At 67.9% G+C, this 18,023-nt stretch carries 21 protein-coding genes; all 21 read left to right on the forward strand.

Going from position 1 to position 18,023, the window contains the following annotated elements:
• Positions 1-8: 8 nt before the first annotated feature.
• On the forward strand, positions 9-578 hold the full coding sequence (locus K8M09_RS04595; protein ID WP_160785620.1) for a head-tail connector protein: 570 nt from the start codon (positions 9-11) through the stop codon (positions 576-578).
• Positions 578-910: a phage head closure protein gene (locus tag K8M09_RS04600; protein ID WP_160785621.1), complete on the forward strand. Its 333-nt coding sequence runs from the start codon at positions 578-580 to the stop codon at positions 908-910. The genes K8M09_RS04595 and K8M09_RS04600 overlap by 1 nt, the downstream gene beginning before the upstream one ends.
• Positions 907-1,314 (forward strand): DUF3168 domain-containing protein, encoded by a 408-nt coding sequence (locus tag K8M09_RS04605; RefSeq protein WP_160785622.1) that lies wholly within the window; start codon positions 907-909, stop codon positions 1,312-1,314. The genes K8M09_RS04600 and K8M09_RS04605 overlap by 4 nt, the downstream gene beginning before the upstream one ends.
• A gap of 28 nt (positions 1,315-1,342) precedes the next feature.
• On the forward strand, positions 1,343-1,750 hold the full coding sequence (locus K8M09_RS04610) for a phage major tail protein, TP901-1 family (protein ID WP_160785623.1): 408 nt from the start codon (positions 1,343-1,345) through the stop codon (positions 1,748-1,750).
• Between the two features lie 16 nt (positions 1,751-1,766).
• Complete coding sequence (locus tag K8M09_RS04615; RefSeq protein WP_160785624.1) at positions 1,767-2,123, forward strand: gene transfer agent family protein; 357 nt, start codon at positions 1,767-1,769, stop codon at positions 2,121-2,123.
• A gap of 56 nt (positions 2,124-2,179) precedes the next feature.
• Complete coding sequence (locus K8M09_RS04620) at positions 2,180-2,323, forward strand: phage tail assembly chaperone (RefSeq protein WP_324256107.1); 144 nt, start codon at positions 2,180-2,182, stop codon at positions 2,321-2,323.
• Positions 2,324-2,332: 9 nt separating this feature from the next.
• The gene (locus K8M09_RS04625) at positions 2,333-2,866 is read left to right on the forward strand and encodes a phage tail tape measure protein (protein WP_160785700.1); all 534 of its coding nucleotides are present in this window, start codon (positions 2,333-2,335) and stop codon (positions 2,864-2,866) included.
• A 248-nt stretch (positions 2,867-3,114) separates the two neighbouring features.
• Positions 3,115-3,750, forward strand: a complete 636-nt coding sequence (locus K8M09_RS04630; protein ID WP_160785625.1) for a DUF2460 domain-containing protein — start codon at positions 3,115-3,117, stop codon at positions 3,748-3,750.
• Positions 3,747-4,631: a DUF2163 domain-containing protein gene (locus K8M09_RS04635; RefSeq protein ID WP_160785626.1), complete on the forward strand. Its 885-nt coding sequence runs from the start codon at positions 3,747-3,749 to the stop codon at positions 4,629-4,631. The genes K8M09_RS04630 and K8M09_RS04635 overlap by 4 nt, the downstream gene beginning before the upstream one ends.
• The gene (locus K8M09_RS04640) at positions 4,624-5,079 is read left to right on the forward strand and encodes an NlpC/P60 family protein (RefSeq protein WP_229342156.1); all 456 of its coding nucleotides are present in this window, start codon (positions 4,624-4,626) and stop codon (positions 5,077-5,079) included. The genes K8M09_RS04635 and K8M09_RS04640 overlap by 8 nt, the downstream gene beginning before the upstream one ends.
• Before the next feature lie 3 nt (positions 5,080-5,082).
• The gene (locus K8M09_RS04645; protein WP_160785628.1) at positions 5,083-8,949 is read left to right on the forward strand and encodes a baseplate multidomain protein megatron; all 3,867 of its coding nucleotides are present in this window, start codon (positions 5,083-5,085) and stop codon (positions 8,947-8,949) included.
• 10 nt (positions 8,950-8,959) lie between these two features.
• Positions 8,960-9,169, forward strand: a complete 210-nt coding sequence (locus K8M09_RS04650; RefSeq protein ID WP_160785629.1) for a hypothetical protein — start codon at positions 8,960-8,962, stop codon at positions 9,167-9,169.
• A 92-nt stretch (positions 9,170-9,261) separates the two neighbouring features.
• Positions 9,262-9,513, forward strand: a complete 252-nt coding sequence (locus K8M09_RS04655) for a hypothetical protein (RefSeq protein WP_160785630.1) — start codon at positions 9,262-9,264, stop codon at positions 9,511-9,513.
• A gap of 36 nt (positions 9,514-9,549) precedes the next feature.
• Positions 9,550-10,221 (forward strand): response regulator transcription factor, encoded by a 672-nt coding sequence (locus tag K8M09_RS04660; RefSeq protein ID WP_134647547.1) that lies wholly within the window; start codon positions 9,550-9,552, stop codon positions 10,219-10,221.
• On the forward strand, positions 10,211-11,629 hold the full coding sequence (locus tag K8M09_RS04665) for an ATP-binding protein (protein WP_160785631.1): 1,419 nt from the start codon (positions 10,211-10,213) through the stop codon (positions 11,627-11,629). The genes K8M09_RS04660 and K8M09_RS04665 overlap by 11 nt, the downstream gene beginning before the upstream one ends.
• 109 nt (positions 11,630-11,738) lie before the next feature.
• A complete protein-coding gene (locus K8M09_RS04670) occupies positions 11,739-12,161 on the forward strand; it encodes a hypothetical protein (protein ID WP_160785632.1) in 423 nt (140 codons plus the stop codon).
• 91 nt (positions 12,162-12,252) lie between these two features.
• Positions 12,253-13,380 carry a c-type cytochrome biogenesis protein CcmI gene (gene ccmI, locus K8M09_RS04675; RefSeq protein ID WP_160785633.1) on the forward strand — a complete coding sequence of 376 codons (1,128 nt, stop codon included), beginning with the start codon at positions 12,253-12,255 and terminating at the stop codon, positions 13,378-13,380.
• A complete protein-coding gene (gene ccmE / locus K8M09_RS04680; protein WP_160785634.1) occupies positions 13,377-13,826 on the forward strand; it encodes a cytochrome c maturation protein CcmE in 450 nt (149 codons plus the stop codon). Before ccmI ends, ccmE begins: the two co-directional genes overlap by 4 nt.
• Positions 13,823-15,808 carry a heme lyase CcmF/NrfE family subunit gene (locus tag K8M09_RS04685; protein ID WP_160785635.1) on the forward strand — a complete coding sequence of 662 codons (1,986 nt, stop codon included), beginning with the start codon at positions 13,823-13,825 and terminating at the stop codon, positions 15,806-15,808. Before ccmE ends, K8M09_RS04685 begins: the two co-directional genes overlap by 4 nt.
• Complete coding sequence (locus K8M09_RS04690; RefSeq protein ID WP_160785636.1) at positions 15,805-16,266, forward strand: cytochrome c-type biogenesis protein; 462 nt, start codon at positions 15,805-15,807, stop codon at positions 16,264-16,266. Before K8M09_RS04685 ends, K8M09_RS04690 begins: the two co-directional genes overlap by 4 nt.
• 193 nt (positions 16,267-16,459) lie before the next feature.
• Complete coding sequence (locus K8M09_RS04695; RefSeq protein ID WP_160785637.1) at positions 16,460-18,010, forward strand: Do family serine endopeptidase; 1,551 nt, start codon at positions 16,460-16,462, stop codon at positions 18,008-18,010.
• Positions 18,011-18,023: the final 13 nt, after the last annotated feature.

The following is an 18,023-nucleotide window of genomic DNA, read 5'->3' on the forward strand; positions in this document are numbered from 1 at the left end:
GGATTGCCATGACCATTGCCGAACTCTCGCCGCCGGCCGTGGAGCCGGTCACGCTTGCCGAGGTGAAGGCGCATCTGCGCCTCGATACGAACGACGAGGATACGCTGCTGGTCGCGCTCATCCGCACGGCGCGCGAACATCTGGAGGCCGGGACGGGGCTTTGCCTGATCGTGCGGCCGCTGCGGCTCTATCTGGACGACTGGCCGGAGGGCAAGGTGATTCAGATTGCCAGAGGGCCTGTGCAAACCGTTGAGGCGATTACGGTTTATGATGAGACCGGCGCGCCGCTCGACGTGGCGGCGGCGGGCTATGTGCTCGATGGGGCGGCGCGGCAGGCGCGGCTGATCCTGCCCGAGCGGCCGGCGACGGCGCGGGCGATGAACGGCATCGAGATCGATTTTTCCGCCGGCTTCGGCGAGAGCGGTGCGGATGTGCCGGATACTTTGAAGCGGGCGCTGCTGCTGCATGTCGCTGTCATGTACGAGTTGCGCGGTGTGCTCTCCCTGGAAGACCAGCCGGGGGCGGTGCCGCAGGGGTATGAGCGGCTGGTTGCACCCTATCGGCTGCGGAGGTTGTGATGGGGAACGCACTTGATCCCGGGTTGCTGAATGCGCGGCTCGTTCTGGAGCGGCCGGAGGAAACGCCGGACGGGCAGGGCGGGGTGATGCCCGGCCATGGCGCGGTGGCGACGGTCTGGGCGTTTATCGAGCCTGTCGGTGCGAAGGCTGGCGAGGCGGCGGGGACGCTGCGGGTGGCGGTGACGCATCGTATCCGTTTGCGCTGGCGGGGCGATCTCGCCGGCGGCATGCGGCTGCGCAAGGGGGCGCGGCTTTTTGAGATCCGCGCCTTTTGCGACCCGGACGAGACGGGGCGCTACCTCGTCTGCGACTGTGAGGAGATCAAGCCATGAGCGCGGCATCCGCCTTGCAGAAGGCCATTTTCGCCCGGCTTTCGGGCGATGCGGCGCTGACGGCGCTTGTTGGGGCCGACGGTATCACCGACCGCCGGCTGGCGGCTCTGGCCTCGCCCCTCGTGGTGATCGCCGGCATCGACAGCGTGGACCACTCCACCGCCACGGAGGCGGGGGAGGAGCATGCGGTGGTGCTGGAGGTCTGGTCCGGGGCGGCGGGGCATCGGGAGGCGCAGGGTATCGTCGCGGCGGTACGCGCGGCGCTGCACGATGCGGCGCTGGTGCTCGAGGGCCATCATCTCGTTTTTCTGCTGCATCGCGAGACGCGGCTGAAGCGGGACGGGGCGTCGAAATTTCATCGGGCGGAGATGCGGTTCCGGGCGGTGACGGAGCCGGACGGCTGACCTCCATTTTCACGGAAAGGATATGGCCATGGTGGCACAGAAGGGGCGGGACCTGCTGCTCAAGATCGACAATGGGACGGGGTTTTCGACGGTGGCGGGGCTGCGGTCGAAGCGGCTTTCGTTCAATGCGGCGCTCGTCGATGTGACGGATGCGGAATCGGTGGGGCGCTGGCGGGAGCTGCTCGGCGGGGCCGGGGTGCAGCGGGCGGCGCTTTCGGGCAGCGGGATATTCAAGGATCAGGCGTCCGATGCGCTGGTGCGGTCGCTGTTCTTTGGCGGGGCGATTGCGAGCTGGCAGATCGTTATTCCGGATTTCGGCACGGTCATGGGGGCGTTTCAGATCGCGGCGCTGGAATATTCCGGCGCGCATGACGGCGAGGTGCTGTTCGAGATCGGGCTGGAATCGGCCGGGGCGCTGACCTTTGAGGTACTGTGATGGGCGAGGTGCTGTGATGGGCGCGCGGGCGAACAGGCATCGCGGGGAGATCGAGGCGCTTTTCGATGGCGAGCGGCGGGTGCAGTGCCTGACGCTCGGGGCGCTGGCGGAGCTGGAGACGGCGTTTGCCGTCGATAGTCTCACGGGGCTGGCGGAGCGGTTTTCGAGCGGGCGGCTGAAGGCGGAGGATCTTATCCGCATTCTCGGCGCGGGGCTGCGCGGTGGCGGCAATGTCTTCAGCGATGAGGATGTGGCGGGCATGGCGGTGGCGGATGGGTTGGCGGGGTTTGCCTGTATCGCGGCGGAATTGCTGCAGGCGACCTTCGGGGCGGGGGCGGATACGCAAAACCCTCCGGGGCCGCATCCGGCCTGAGCGGCGAGCGACCCGCCTTTCCCTGGGAGGCGGCGCTTCATGCCGGGCTTTGCCGGATGCGGCTTTCCGCAAAGGATTTCTGGGCGATGACGCCGCGCGAACTGGGTTTCGCGCTCGGCCTGCTGCGGCCTTCATCGGCCGCGCCGGGGCGGGCGGCGCTGGCGGGGCTGATGCAGGCTTTTCCCGATCGGATGGAGTGACGAATGGCGATTTCGGACGACAGGTCCCTTTCCGGCACGCTGGATGATGCCGAGCAGCTTTCGGCGGTCTTTACCGACCTCGAGGCACGCTCGCGCTCCTTCGGGCTGGCGCTGACGGGCGCGCTGAAGGGCGCGGTGGTGGACGGCAAGGGGCTGGAGAGCGTGCTGCGCGGGCTGGCGCTGCGCATGAGCGACATTGCGCTTTCGGTGGGGCTGAAGCCGCTGGAGGGGCTGTTGAGTTCGGGCATTTCCAGCCTTCTTGGCGGGGCGACGCCCTTCGCCAAGGGCGGGGTGGTGTCCTCGCCCACCTATTTCGGCAGCGGCGGCGGGTTGGGGCTGATGGGTGAGGCGGGGGCGGAGGCGATCCTGCCCTTGCGGCGCGGGCCGGATGGGGCGCTGGGCGTGGCGGCAGGCGGCGGAGATGGCGGGGCGCGGATCGTCTTCAACGTGACGACGCCGGATGCGGCGAGCTTCCGCAAGTCCGAGGGGCAGATCGCGGCGATGCTGACGCGCACCGTGGGGCGGGGGCAGCGGAGTTTGTGAGGGCTTTGAGGGTGGAGCTTGCCCCTCATCCCGCTGCCGCGACCTTCTCCCCGCAGGCGGGGAGAAGGGGCTGAGAGGCGAGGGTTTCCAACCATCGCAAGTCTGAGGGGCTGAGAGGCAGGGTTTCCAATTACGCGGCGTCTTTTGTGCTGGGGGATGCGGTGCATCCATTCCTTCTCCCCGCTTGCGGGGAGAAGGTCGCGGCAGCGGGATGAGGGGCCCTTGCGGCCTGTTTCGGAGATATCGGCATGGCAGGATTTCATGAGGTGCGGTTTCCGCTGCGTGTCGCGCTCGGCACCAGCGGCGGGCCGGTGCGGCGGACGGATATCGTCAGCCTTTCCAACGGGCGGGAGAACCGCAATCGCCGCTGGCAGGATGCGCGGCGGCACTATGACGCCGGGTCGGGCGTGCGCTCGCTCGACGATCTCTATGCGGTGCTCTCCTTCTTCGAGGCGCGGGCGGGGCAGTTCAACGGGTTCCGGTTCCGCGATCCGGTGGATCACAAGTCCTGCGCGCCGGGCGGTGTCATCAGCGCCGTGGATCAGTTCCTCGGCGGGGCGGATGGGGCGACGGCCACCTTTGCGCTGGTCAAGCGCTATGCGGATGCCGGCGGCGAGACGGTGCGGCGGATCGACAAGCCGGTGGTCGGCACGGTGAGCGTGGCGGTGGCGGGGAGTGCGGTGCCGACGGCGGATTTTACCGTCGATCATGTGGCGGGGACGATCACCTTCAAGCCCGGCAAGGTGCCGCTTTCCGGCACGGTGCGGGCGGGCTTCGAATTCGACGTGCCGGTGCGCTTCGATACGGACCGCATCGATATCGACCTCGCGCAGTTCGATGCGGGGCGCATTCCTTCCATTCCGCTTGTGGAGATCAAGCCATGAGGACCATTTCGCCCGGGCTTCAGGCCCATCTCGACGGCGAGGCGACGACGTTGTGCAACGCCTGGCGCGTGACGCGGCAGGACGGCACGGTGATGGGCTTCACCGATCACGACAGGGATATCGCCTTCGACGGCCTCACCTATGCCGCGGCGAGCGGCTTCGAGGCGAGCGAGGCGGAGGACGGCAACGGGCTTTCGGCCGAGGGCGGGGATGTGTCGGGCGGGTTTTCCGCCGATACGATCCGCGCCGAAGACCTTTCCGCCGGGCGCTATGACGGGGCGAAGGTGGAGATTTTCACCGTCAACTGGCAGGACCCGTCGCAACGCCTGCTGCTGCGCGCCGCCGAACTCGGCGAGGTGCGGCGCGAGGGCGGGCTTTTCCGGGTGGAGTTGCGGCGGCTGACGCACCGGCTCGACCAAGTGCGCGGACGCGTCTTCGGCCGCCAGTGCGATGCGGTGCTGGGGGACGGGCGCTGCGGGGTCGATCTTGCTGCTTACCGCGCAAGCGCGACGGTGACGGCGGCCCTGGACGACATGCATGTGCGGGTGAGCGGTCTTTCCGGTTTTGCGGACCGCTTCTTCCGCTATGGCGTGCTGACCTTCACCGGCGGCGCGGCGGCAGGGCTTTCGGCGGATATCGAGGATCATCGGCGCGGCGAGGGCGCGGACGAGCTGGTGCTGTGGCTGCCGATGGCGGCCGGGATCGCCGTGGGCGATACGCTGGAGGTGACGGCGGGCTGCGACAAGCGCTTTGCGACCTGCCGGGGGAAGTTCGGTAACGGGCTGAATTTCCAGGGGTTCCCGCATATGCCGGGCAGCGACTTCAGCTACGGTTATGTCAACAGCCAGACCGTGCATGACGGGAGGGCGCTCTTTGCTTGAGGTTGTCGGGACCGGGATTTGTGGTGAGCGCGTCGTTGCGGTTGCGCGCGGCTTTATCGGCACGCCCTATCGGCATCAGGGATCGCTGAAGGGCGTGGGGTGCGATTGCCTCGGCCTGATCCGGGGCGTCTGGCGGGAGCTTTACGGCGTGGAGCCGGAGGTGCCCGCGCCCTATGCGCCCGACTGGGCGGAGCGGGCGGGCGAGGAGCGGCTGCTGGAGGCGGCCGGGCGGCATTGCGGGGCGGCGCTGCCGCTCGCGGCGTTGCGGCCGGGCGACCTCCTCGTCTTCCGCTGGCAGGACGAGGCGGCGGCGAAACATGCCGGCATCGCCACGCCCGAAGGGCGCTTCATCCATGCTTATGAGCAGGCGGCGGTGATCGAATCGCCGCTCGTTCCCTCCTGGCGCCGGCGTATTGCCGGCGTTTTTCGTTTTCCGGAGCTTTCCTGATCCATGGCGACACTTCTCTTCCAGGCGGCGGGCGCCGCGCTCGGCAGCGTTTTCGGCCCCATCGGCGCGATCGTCGGGCGGGCGGTGGGCGCGCTTGCAGGTTCGGTCGTCGACCGCTCGCTGATGGGCGGCGGAGGCGGGGACGGCAGGACGATTTCCGGCCCGCGGCTGATGGACGGCCGCGTGCCCGGCTCCGAGGAAGGCACGGCGATCAGCCGTGTCTACGGCACCTCGCGCCTCGGCGGCACGCTGATCTGGGCGACGCGCTTCGAGGAACAGGTCACCGTGGAAGAGCGACAAGGCGGCAAGGGTGGCGGCGGGGGCGGCTCGCAGGTCCAGACGCGGACTTACCGCTATTTCGCGAACCTTGCGATGGCGGTCTGCGAGGGGCCGGTCGCCAGCGTGCGCCGCATCTGGGTGGACGGGCGCGAACTCGACATGACCTCGGTGGCGATACGCATCTATACCGGGACGCCGGACCAGCCGCCCGATCCGCTGATCGAGGCCAGGCAGGGGGCGGGCAAGACGCCGGCCTATCGCGGGCTGTGCTATGTCGTGCTGGAGCGGTTTCCGCTGGAGGCCTATGGCAACCGCATTCCGCTTCTGCATTTCGAGGTGGTGCGGCCGGTCGGCTCGCTGGAAAAGGAGGTTCGGGCGGTAACGATCATTCCCGGCTCGACGGAGCACGGCTACGATCCGTCGCGCGTGACGGAGGTGACCGGGGCAGGTTCGGCGCGGCACATCAACCGCAACATGCTGCTCGCCTCGAGCGACTGGCGCGCCTCGCTCGCCGATCTCAAGAGCCTTTGCCCCAATCTCGAGCGGGTCGCGCTGGTCGTCGCCTGGTTCGGGACGGATCTCAGGGCCGGCAACTGCCGGATCGTGCCGGGGGTGGAGACGCGCAATCGCGGCGGGGAATCGCGGCCCTGGCGGGTCGGGGGCATCACGCGCCCGGGCGCTTATCTGGTGAGCCGCAACGAGGGGAAGGCGGCCTTCGGCGGCACGCCCTCGGATGCCGGCGTGATCGCGGCGATCCGCCATCTCAAGGCCGAGGGGCTTGAAGTCTATCTCTATCCGTTCCTGATGATGGACGTGCCGGCGGGCAACGGCCTGCCCGATCCCTATGGCGGGGCGGGGCAGGCCGCCTATCCCTGGCGCGGGCGCATTACCTGCCATCCCGCTTCGGCGGATCAAACGGGCGCGGCGCGCTCGCAGGTGCAGGCTTTCCTCGGCAATGCGCAGGCGGGGCACTTTGCCGTCAGCGGCGAAACCATCATCGCGCCCTCTGGCGACGAGGGCTATCGCCGGATGGTGCTGCATTATGCGCGGCTGGCGGAGGTGGCGGGCGGTGTCGACGGCTTCCTCATCGGCTCGGAGATGCGCGGGCTGACGGCGCTGCGCGATGGCGAGGGGCGGTTTCCCTTCGTGGAAGGGCTCTGCACGCTGGCGGCCAACGTGCGCGCCGTGCTGCGCGCCGGCACGAAGATCACCTATGCGGCGGACTGGAGCGAATATGCCGGCTTCCAGCCGACGGGCGGGGGTGGGGAGCTGCGCTTTCCGCTCGATCCGCTCTGGGCGCATCCGGCCATCGATGCCGTGGGCATCGACAATTACATGCCGCTTTCCGACTGGCAGGACGGCGACATGCTCGCGGGCAACCCGGACGGGTTCCGCCATTCGGAAGACGTGGCGGGCATGCGGGGCGCGATCACGCAAGGCGAGGGCTTCGACTGGTACTATGCCGACGATGCCGACCGCAGGGCGCGCATCCGCACGCCGATCACCGACGGGGCGGCGGGCAAGCCCTGGGTGTTTCGCTACAAGGATATCGAAAGCTGGTGGACGAACCCGCATCACGAGCGGGGACCGGGCGGGGCGGAACTGCCCGCGCCGACGGCCTGGGTGCCGCGCTCCAAGCCGGTCTGGTTCACGGAACTCGGCTGCCCGGCGATCGACAAGGGGGCGAACCGGCCGAACGCCTTCGTCGACGCCAAGAGCGTCGAGAACGCGCTGCCGCACCATTCCGGCGGCGCGCGCAGCGATTCCATGCAGCGCCGCTTCCTCGACGCGCATCACGACTGGTGGCAGGGCGGCGGGCCGGAGCCGGGCATGGTGGATCCGGGGCGCGTCTTCCTGTGGACCTGGGACGCGCGGCCCTATCCGGCCTTTCCCGAAAATCTTTCACTGTGGGCGGACGGGGCGAACTGGCAGCGCGGGCACTGGCTGAACGGGCGGCTCGGCGCGGGGACGGTGGCCGATGTCATCGCCGCCATCCTCACCGATCACGGTTTTACGGATTTCGACGTGTCCGGCGTCTGCGGCGACCTGCCGGGCTTCGTGCAGGGCGAGCAGACCTCGGCGCGCCGGCTGATCGAGCCGCTGCTGGAGGCGTTCCAGATCGATGCGCTGGAGGCGGACGGACGGCTGACATTCCGCTCGCGGCTGAAATCCGCGCTGCCGGCGGCCGAGCTGGAGGTGCTGGCCGAGCGGCCGGACGAGGCGCTTTTCGAGGAGAGCCGGGGCCATATCAGCGATCTTTGCGGCGAGGCGATCCTCGACCATTTCGACGAGGCGAGCGGGCATCCGCGTGTGACGACACGCTCCCGGCGCATGGCGGGCGGCACGGACCGGGTGCTCCGGCTCTCGCTGCCGGCGGTGCTGCATGCGGGCGGCGCGGCGGCCTGCGTCGAGACGGCTCTGCGCGACCACCGCGCCGGCCAGCGTCGTGTTTCCTTCCGCCTGCCGCCGACGGCGCTCGGCTTCACGCCGGGCGATGTGGTGCGGCTTGCCGGCGGGCCGGCGGGGCGTTTCCTGATCACGGGCATCACCGATGGGATGGTGCGCGAGGTCGAGGCGCTCGCCATCGCGGCTGGCGACAGCGCTGCGCCCGCGCCGGTGGAGGAGGGCGGGCCGACGGGCGAAACGGGGGCGGCGGACGCTTTCGCGCCCGTCGTCGCGCTGCTCGACCTGCCGGTGCTCGGCACGGGCAATCCGCAGGATTTCGCCTGCGTCGCCGCCTATGCCCAGCCCTGGCGCGCCATGCTCGTCTCCAGTTCCGAAACGACGGAGGGCTACCGCATCCGCACGCAGCTCGACAGGCCGGCGCGGATCGGCTGGCTGGCCGAGCCGCTCGGGTCGGGCGTGGTGGGACGGTTCGACGACAGCGGTTCGTTGCTGATCGACCTTCCCGCGGGCGGGCTGTCCTCGGCCGACAGGCTGGCGGTGCTGAACGGGACGAACCGCATTGCGCTCAGCGCCGGGAACGGGGCCTGGGAAATCGTCGGGTTCCGCACGGCGAGCGAGATCGCGCCGCGGCGCTGGCGACTGAGCGGCCTCTTGCGTGCGCTCTGCGGCACCGAGGACGCCATGATCGCGGGCCATGCGGTGGACGCCCAGGCCGTGATGCTCGACGAGGCGCTGCGTCCGCTCGGTCTCGGCGTGGAGGAGGCGGGGCGTCTTTCCAACTGGGTGGTCGACGCCATTGGCGTTTCGGCCACGCAGATCGGCCCCTTCGCCTTTGCCGGCGGGATAAGGGCGCTGACGCCGCTTTGCCCGGTGCATCTGCGCGCCCGGCGCGGGGCGGACGGCATTGCGCGGTTTTCCTGGGTGCGGCGCGGCCGCATCGATTCGGATAGCTGGCTTGCCGTCGAGATTCCGCTGGACGAGCCGACCGAGGGCTACCGGCTGGAAATCCTCTCGGGGGAGACTGTGGTGCGCAGCGTCGAGACGGGCGCGCCATCTTATGCCTATCCGGCCGCCGACGAGCTTGCCGATTTCGGCGCGCCGCAGGCGGCCCTTTCCATCCGCGTGCGCCAGCTCGGCCGCGCGGTGCCGCTCGGCCTGCCGGCCGAGGCGACCCTCAGTCTCTAGGAGAAACAGCATGAGTGACGATCTAAAAGCCCGGTATCAGTCCCGCACCGTCTGGGGCGCGCTGATCGCGATTGCGGCCTCGCTGGCCAATGCGGCGGGCGTCGAGGTGACCAGCGGCGACGGGGCGGAACTGGCCGATCTCATCGTTGCGGCGACGGGCACGGCGGGCGGCCTCGTGGCGCTGCTCGGGCGAATTTCGGCGCGTCGGCGCGTGCGGTGAGGGGCGTAAAAGTTCGCGCCCGCATTCATTTGCCATTCAGCGTGGATCGTTTATTGCTTGCATCACACTGATCTGCACCTGAAAGTATGTTCATGGCATCGCCACTTCTCATATCCGCGCTTGCGGCCAGCCTGATGCTCCCGGCGCCCGTCGATACGGGCGCCATGCGGGACGTCGTCGGGGTAGCCGGCGACTGCAGCAATGCGGCCGCGCAGGTGGTGGCCCAGACCGGCGGCGAACTTCTCTCCGCCAAGCCGGACGGCGACAGTTGCGTGGTGACCGTGCTGGTGCCCGGCAACGGCAATGCGCGGCCCCGCAAGGTGACCGTCCGCGTGCCGATGTAACGGGCCGGCGGCAAACAGCAGATAGGAAGAGGGCGAATGCGCATCCTGGTGGTCGAGGACGACGTCAACCTGAGCCGGCAACTGAGCGAGGCGCTGAAGGAAGCCGGCTATGTGGTGGATCAGGCGTTCGATGGCGAGGAGGGGCATTATCTCGGCGATACCGAGCCTTACGACGCCATCATCCTCGATATCGGCCTGCCGGAAATGGACGGCATCACCGTACTGGAAAAGTGGCGCGCCGACGGCAAGGGCATGCCGGTTCTGCTGCTGACCGCCCGCGACCGCTGGAGCGACAAGGTTGCCGGCATCGACGCCGGGGCCGACGACTATGTGGCAAAACCCTTCCATGTGGAGGAGGTGCTGGCGCGCATTCGGGCGCTCATCCGCCGCGCGGCAGGCCATGCCAGCCCCGATATCGTCTGCGGGCCGGTGCGGCTCGACACGAAAGGCTCCAAGGCGACCGTCAATGGCGAGACGCTGAAGCTGACCTCGCACGAATATCGCCTGCTCTCCTACCTCATGCACCATATGGGCGAGGTCGTCTCGCGCACGGAACTGGTCGAGCACATGTACGACCAGGACTTCGACCGCGATTCCAACACGATCGAGGTCTTCGTCGGGCGTCTGCGCAAGAAGATCGGCGTCGACCTGATCGAGACCGTGCGCGGCCTCGGCTACCGGATGCAAGCGCCGGCCAATGGAAAATAAGGCTCGGCGCTCCCCCTCGCTCACCTTCCGCGTTCTCTTTCTCGCCTCCCTCTGGGCCGCGGTGGCGCTCGTCGTCATCGCCGTGGTCATCTCGACGCTCTATCGGCAGAGCGCGGAAAAGAGTTTCCGCGATCTCCTGCGCGCGCAGCTTTACAACGTGATCAACACCGTTTCGGCGGGGGAAAACACGCGCCTTGCCGGCACGCCGCAGCTCGGGGACCTGCGCTTCTTCCAGCCGCAATCGGGCTGGTACTGGATCGTCGAGCCGATCGGCGGGGCGCTGGAGGGCGAGGCGCTGACTTCGTCCTCGCTCGGCACGGGCAGCATTCCCATCCCCGATACGGATAGCATTCCCTTCGATACGCGCTACGAGCGCTTCTATACGACCGTCGATTCCTTCGGCAACGAGGTCGAGGTTGTCGAGACGGAAGTGGTGCTGGACGATGAGGGGCGCACCGCGCGCTTCCGCGTGGTCGGCAACCGCGACGTGCTGGAACAGGATATCGACGATTTTTCCGGCAGCCTCTATCTGGCGCTGCTCGGCTTCGGTATCGGCAGCCTGCTGCTCAACGCGGCGGCGATCCTCATCGGCCTTCGCCCGCTCGACCGGGCGCGCAAGGCACTGGAGAAGATCCGGGCGGGGGAAAGCGAACAGCTCGACGGGGAATTCCCGAGGGAAATCCTGCCTTTGGCGAGCGAGGTGAATGCGCTGATCGACAGCAACCGGCGCATCGTCGAGCGGGCGCGCATGCAGGTGGGCAACCTCGCGCATTCGCTGAAGACGCCGATCGCCGTGCTGCTCAACGAATCGCGCCTCATTCCCGCGCCGCAGGGCGAACTGGTGAAGACGCAGGCCGACGCCATGCAGAGCCAGGTGCAATCCTATCTCAACCGCGCCCGCATCGCCGCCCAGCGCGAATCGGTGCTTGCCCGCACCGAGGCGCAGCCGGTGCTGGAGCGGCTGGTGCGCGTGATGCGGCGGCTCAATGCCGAAAGGCAGTTCCCGCTTTCCGTCGATCCGCCGGGCCTCGTGCTGGCGATGGAGCAGCAGGATATCGAGGAGACCGTGGGGAACCTGCTGGAGAACGCGGCGCGCTATGCGCGCACATCCGTCTCCGTGAAAGCCTATGCCGCGCCCGCCGACATGCGCGGCAGCGACGATGCGCGCCGGAGCTGGATCGTGATCGAGGTGGAGGACGACGGGCCGGGCCTCGAACCGGACCAGATCCGCGAGGCGATGAAGCGCGGCAAGCGGCTCGACGAGAGCAAACCGGGCACGGGGCTTGGTCTTTCCATCGTCAGCGAGATCGCCTCCGAGTATCAGGGCACCTTCGGGCTTTCGCGCGGGCCGCGCGGCGGGCTACTGGCGCGGCTCGTTCTGCCGGCGGTCACAAAGGATGTTGCCTGACAGGACGGACAATGCCACAAGGGAGAAACTCGCGGGCATGAGGATCGCGGGAGTGACGGGTTTCGGTGCGGCTTGCCGCCCTTTGCGTGAAGAGAGACGGTCCCATCGGATGAAGACGGGTTTGCGCGGCGCCTTTTTCCCCTTCCTTCTGACAATGCTGACGATTTCGGGATGTGCGACCACATCCGGCGGCAAGGGCGTCCCGACGGCCGGGCCGCAGGGCGCCGCCGTCTATATCACCGCCCTTCAGGGCGGCCTCGTCAGCCGCAATACGGCCACGCAGCTTTCCAAGGCTGACCTGCAGCGGGCGCTGGAGGCCGAATATCGCGCGCTGGAAGCCGCGCCCGGTGGCCAGCCGGTCGTCTGGCAGGGCAGCGGCGTCAGCGGTTCCGTCGTCGCGGCCGCGCCCTATCAGGTCGGCTCGCAGAACTGCCGGCAATACAGCCATACGCTGACCGTGGACGGTCGCCAGACCGTGACGCGGGGCGCTGCCTGCCGTAACGAAGACGGGGCCTGGGCGCCGCTGTCCTGAGACCGCGCCGGTTGCGGCGAAACGCCTCAAATTCGCGTCATCGCGTCCGGGGGAATTGGAAAGCGTCGCGCGTTCCAGTATTTGAACGGTCATGCTTTTCTGGATTCTCGTCGCCATCCTGACGGCAGCCGTCGCGGCCGTCCTGCTTCTCCCCCTGCTGCGCGGCCCCGTGGCGGGCACGCAGAGCGATGCCAGCCATGATGTCGAGGTCTATCACGACCAGCTCGAGGAGCTGAAGCGCGACGAGGCGACGGGCCTCATCGGCGCGGGCGAGGCGGAACTGGCCCGCGCGGAAGTCGCGCGCCGGCTGATCGCCGCCAGCAAGGCCGAGGCGCGCGGCGGCGCAAGCCCGACGCAGCGCCGCAACCGGCTGGCGCAGGCCTTCGTGATCGTGCTGCTGCCGGCCATCGGCCTCTGTCTCTATCTCGTGACCGGCCGGCCGGAGCTTCCGGCCCAGCCGCTCGCCGAGCGCCTCGCCAATCCCGGCAACGACATCTCCATCCTCATCGCGCGGGCGGAAAACCATCTGGCGCGCAACCCGGACGACGGGGCGGGCTGGGACCTGCTGGCGCCGATCTACTATCGCAGCGGCCGGATGGAGGACGCGGCGAACGCCTTCGCCCAGGCGATCCGCGTCCTCGGCCCGAACCCGGACAGGCTCGACGGTCAGGCCGAAACGCTGATCGCGCTGGCGAACGGCATCGTCACGGCGGAGGCGCGCAAGGCGCTGGAGCAATCGCTGGCGCTGAAGGCGGACAATCCGCGCGCCGGATACTATCTGGCGCTGGCGCTGGAGCAGGACGGCAGGAAGCCTGAGGCGCTGGCGGCCTTCGAGACGCTGGCGAAGCAGGCCCCGGCCGACGCGCCCTGGCTGCCACTCGTCAACCGGCATATCGCCGGGCTCGGCGGGGAGGGCGGCCATCTCGGCAATCCGAGCGCGGGCGACATGGCGGCGGCAGAGGACATGAGCGCAGGCGACCGCCAGCAGATGATCGCCGGCATGGTGGAGAGCCTTGCCGCGAAGCTTCAGGACAATCCCGACAATTTCGAAGGGTGGATGCGCATCATCCGCTCCTATGTTGTGCTGGATCAAAGGCCGAAGGCCGAGGCCGCGCTACAGACGGCGCTCAAGACCTTCCCGGCGGACGGCGAGAACGGCAAACAGCTTCTGCAGCTCGCCCGGGACCTATCGATTTCGGCTGAGGGCAGCGGACAATGACACGCAAACAGAAACGTCTGGCGGTTATAGGCGGCGGCATCGGTTTTCTCGTGGCGGCGGTGCTGCTGGTCATGTTCGCCTTCAGCCAGTCTATCGCCTATTTCTACGTGCCGGGAGACCTTGCCAAGGCGAATGTCGCGCCGGGCACCCGCATCCGCCTTGGCGGCCTCGTGGAAAGCGGCACGGTGAAGCGCGGCGAAGGCTCGACCGTGACGTTCACGGTGACGGACACGATCGCCAATGTGCCGGTGACCTATACCGGCATCCTGCCGGACCTTTTCCGCGAGGGGCAGGGTGTGGTGGCCGAGGGCGCCTTCGGCACGGACGGGCTTTTCGTGGCCGATACGGTGCTCGCCAAGCATGACGAGACCTATATGCCCAAGGACGTGGCGGACCGGCTGAAGGCGCAGGGCGTCGAACTTTCCGGCAAGGAAACGATCAAATGATCATCGAGCTTGGACACTACGCCCTCGTTCTGGCGCTCGCGACGGTCCTCATCCAGTCCGTGCTGCCGCTGATCGGCACGATCCGGGGCGACCGCTCGCTGATGGCCGTGGCACCCGCCGCGGCCCTTGCCGGTTTCATGCTGGTGCTCTTCTCCTTCGTGGTGTTGACCTTCGCCTATGTCGTCTCCGATTTCTCGGTCGCCAATGTCTGGGAGAACTCGCATTCGCTGAAGCCGATGATCTACAAGATCTCGGGCGTGTGGGGGAACCATGAGGGCTCGATGCTGCTCTGGCTCCTCATCCTCGTCTTCTTCAGCGCACTGGTGGCGACCTTCGGCGCGAACCTGCCGGAGCGGCTGCGCGCCAATGTTCTGGCGGTTCAGGGGCTTATCTCGGTTGCCTTCGCGCTCTTCATCCTTCTGACCTCGAACCCGTTCCTGCGGCTCTCGCCGGCGCCGGCCGAGGGCAAGGACCTCAACCCGGTGCTGCAGGATATCGGCCTCGCCATCCATCCGCCGCTGCTCTATCTCGGCTATGTCGGCTTTTCCGTCTGCTTCTCGTTTGCCATCGCGGCGCTGATCGAGGGGCGGATCGATGCGGCCTGGGCGCGCTGGGTGCGGCCCTGGGCGCTCGCGGCCTGGAGCTTCCTGACCGCCGGCATCGCCATGGGCTCCTACTGGGCCTATTACGAACTCGGCTGGGGCGGCTGGTGGTTCTGGGACCCGGTGGAAAACGCCTCCTTCATTCCCTGGCTTGCCGGTACGGCGCTCCTGCATTCGGCGCTCGTCATGGAAAAGCGTGAAGCGCTGAAGATCTGGACCGTGCTGCTGGCGATCCTGACCTTCTCCATGTCGCTGCTCGGCACCTTCCTCGTGCGCTCGGGCGTGCTGACCTCGGTGCATGCGTTTGCGACGGACCCGACGCGCGGCGTCTTCATCCTTGCCATCCTCGTCATCTTCATCGGCGGGGCGCTGTCGCTCTTCGCCTTCCGGGCGGCAACGCTGAAGGCCGGCGGGCTTTTCGCGCCGATCTCGCGGGAAGGCGCGCTCGTTCTCAACAACCTGATCCTGACGACGGCGGCGGCGACGGTGCTGACCGGCACGCTCTATCCGCTCGTGCTGGAGGCGCTGACCGGCGAGAAGATTTCCGTAGGGCCGCCCTTCTTCAACCTCACCTTCGGCCTCCTGATGCTGCCGCTGCTGCTGGCGGTGCCGTTCGGGCCGCTGCTCGCCTGGAAGCGCGGGGACATCCTGGCCGCCGGCCAGCGTCTTTTCGCGGCGGCCGGCATCGGTCTCCTGATCGCGGCGGTCATCGTCTATGCGAAGAGCGGCGGGCCGGTGCTCGCCTATTTCGGCCTTGCCATCGGCTTCTACCTGATCGCGGGGGCGCTGACCGACCTGTGGCTGCGCGCCGGCATCGGCAAGGTGGCGGCCAATGTCGCCTTCCGCCGTTTCATTGGCCTGCCGGGTTCCGCCTTCGGCACGGCGCTCGCCCATATCGGCATCGGCGTGACCGTCATCGGCATCATCGGCGTGACGGCCTTCCAGACGGAGCATGTGGTGGAGATGAAGCCCGGCATGCAGGTCGAGGCCGGCGGTTTCACGCTGACCTTCGACGGCATGCGGCGCGGGCAGGGACCGAACTACACGGAAGAGTCCGGCCACTTCACGGTGGCGCGTGGCGGCGTGGCCGTCACCGAGGTCTGGTCGTCCAAGCGCCTCTATATGGCGCGGCGCATGCCGACGACGGAAGCGGGCATCCGCACCTTCGGCCTCAGCCAGCTCTACGTTTCGCTCGGCGACGCCATGGCGGACGGCGGCATCGTCGTGCGCGTTTGGTGGAAGCCGATGATCCTGTGCATCTGGATCGGCGCGCTGATCATGATGGCGGGCGGGGCGGTATCGCTCTGCGACCGGCGCCTGCGTGTCGGCGCGCCGCAGAAGGCCCGCAAGGTCAAGCCCGTGCTGGAGGCGGCCGAATGATGCGCCGCCTGCTACTTGCCGCCGGCTTCCTGCTCACCGCCCTCCCGGCCTTCGCGGTCAATCCGGACGAAGTGCTGTCCGATCCGGCGCTGGAGGCGCGCGCGCGCACTCTTTCCTCCCAGCTTCGCTGCATGGTGTGCCAGAATCAGTCGATCGACGATTCGAACGCCGAGCTTGCCCGCGACCTGCGTCTGCTCGTGCGCGAGCGGTTGAAGAACGGCGACAGCGACGAGGCGGTCATTGATTACGTCGTTTCGCGCTACGGCGAATTCGTGCTGCTCAACCCGCGCCTGCGCGGCGAGACGCTGCTTCTGTGGGGCGCGCCCGTCGTGCTGTTCCTTGCGGGCGCGACGGCCATGATCCTCTTCGTGCGCAAGCGCGGCGGCAAGCCGACGGGCACGCCGCTGTCGGAGGCGGAGAAGGCGGAGCTGGAGAGGCTGACGGGGAAAAGGAATTAGCCAATAGCCAATAGCCAATAGGGGCGAATGGGATATTTCCCTACTGCCTACTGCCTACTGCCTACTGCCTACTGCCTAATCCCAACATTACCAAAAATTCATGCCGCAGACAGTGTGCTGTAATGTGAGGCGGCATATCTCTTTGTCATCGGCTGCCGAGCGCAGTCACGAGAGCGAAGAGAAGGTAGAAAGAATGTCCAAGATTTCCGCATTGCGTCCGGGCGTCAAGACTGCGCTGAAGGCCTCCACCGTCGCCGGGCTTGCTGCCGTCATGCTCGCGACCGGCATTCCCGCCCGCATCAGCGAAAGCTTCGCGGAAGCCGTTTCCGTCAACGCTCCGCAGGTCACCAGCTTTGCCGACGTGGTGCAGGCCGTTTCCCCGGCCGTCGTCTCCGTTCGCGTTCAGTCCGACGTCAAGCCGGTCAGCGACGATGGCGGCCTCTTCGGCGGCAATGGCTTCGACGACCTTCCCGACGATCACCCGCTGAAGCGCTTCTTCCGCGATTTCGGCGGCCAGGACGAAGCCCATGGCGACCGTGACCAGGAGCGTCGCTTCAGCGACCGCCGCGGCCGCAAGCCGCATCTGCGCCCGACCGCGCAGGGTTCCGGCTTCTTCATCTCCGAGGACGGCTACATCGTCACCAACAACCACGTCGTCAACGACGGCTCGGCCTTCACGGTCGTCATGAACGACGGCACCGAACTCAACGCCACGCTCGTCGGCAAGGACAGCCGCACGGACCTCGCGGTCCTGAAGGTTGCCGAGAAGGACCAGCGCAAGTTCACCTATGTCAGCTTCGCCGATGACAGCCAGATCCGCGTCGGCGACTGGGTCGTCGCTGTCGGCAACCCGTTCGGCCTCGGCGGCACGGTGACGGCCGGCATCATCTCGGCCCGCGGCCGTGACATCGGCTCCGGCCCCTATGACGACTACCTGCAGGTGGACGCCGCCGTGAACCGCGGCAACTCGGGTGGCCCGACCTTCAACCTCAACGGTCAGGTCGTCGGCATCAACACCGCGATCTTCTCGCCGTCGGGCGGCAATGTCGGCATCGCCTTCGCGATCCCCGCTTCCGTCGCCAAGGGCGTCGTCGCCGACCTGATGAAGGACGGCAAGGTCGATCGTGGCTGGCTCGGCGTGCAGATCCAGCCGGTGACCCGTGACATCGCCGACTCGCTCGGCCTTGCGGACGCCGCCGGTGCCCTCGTCGTGGAACCGCAGACCGACTCGCCCGGCGCCAAGGCCGGCATCAAGAAGGGCGACGTCATCACGGCGCTCGAAGGCGAGCCGATCAAGGATCCGCGCGATCTCGCCCGCCGCGTCGCCGATATAGCACCCGGCAAGAAGGTCGATGTTGCGATCTGGCGCGACGGCAAGTCGCAGAACGTCTCGGTCGAGATCGGCACGCTTGCCGGTGAGAAGATCGACGCTTCGGCCAAGGGCGACAAGGCGACCTCCGATGAGGAGACCAGCGAGCAGGCGCTTGCCGATCTCGGCATCTCGGTCACGCCCGGCGATGACGGCCTGACGGTTTCCGCCGTCGACCCGGACTCCGACGCCAGCGACCGGGGCCTGAAGGAAGGCGACCGCATCACCTCCGTCAACAACCAGGCTGTGAAGTCTGCCGACGAGGTGCTGAAGGTCATCGAGGGCGCCCGCAAGGACGGCCGCTCCAAGGCGCTGTTCCAGGTCGAGACCAAGGACGGCAGCCGCTTCCTGGCCTTGCCGATCGATCAGGGCTGACCGGCTCCGTAAT

The organism is Shinella zoogloeoides, assembly GCF_020883495.1.
GTDB lineage: Bacteria > Pseudomonadota > Alphaproteobacteria > Rhizobiales > Rhizobiaceae > Shinella > Shinella zoogloeoides.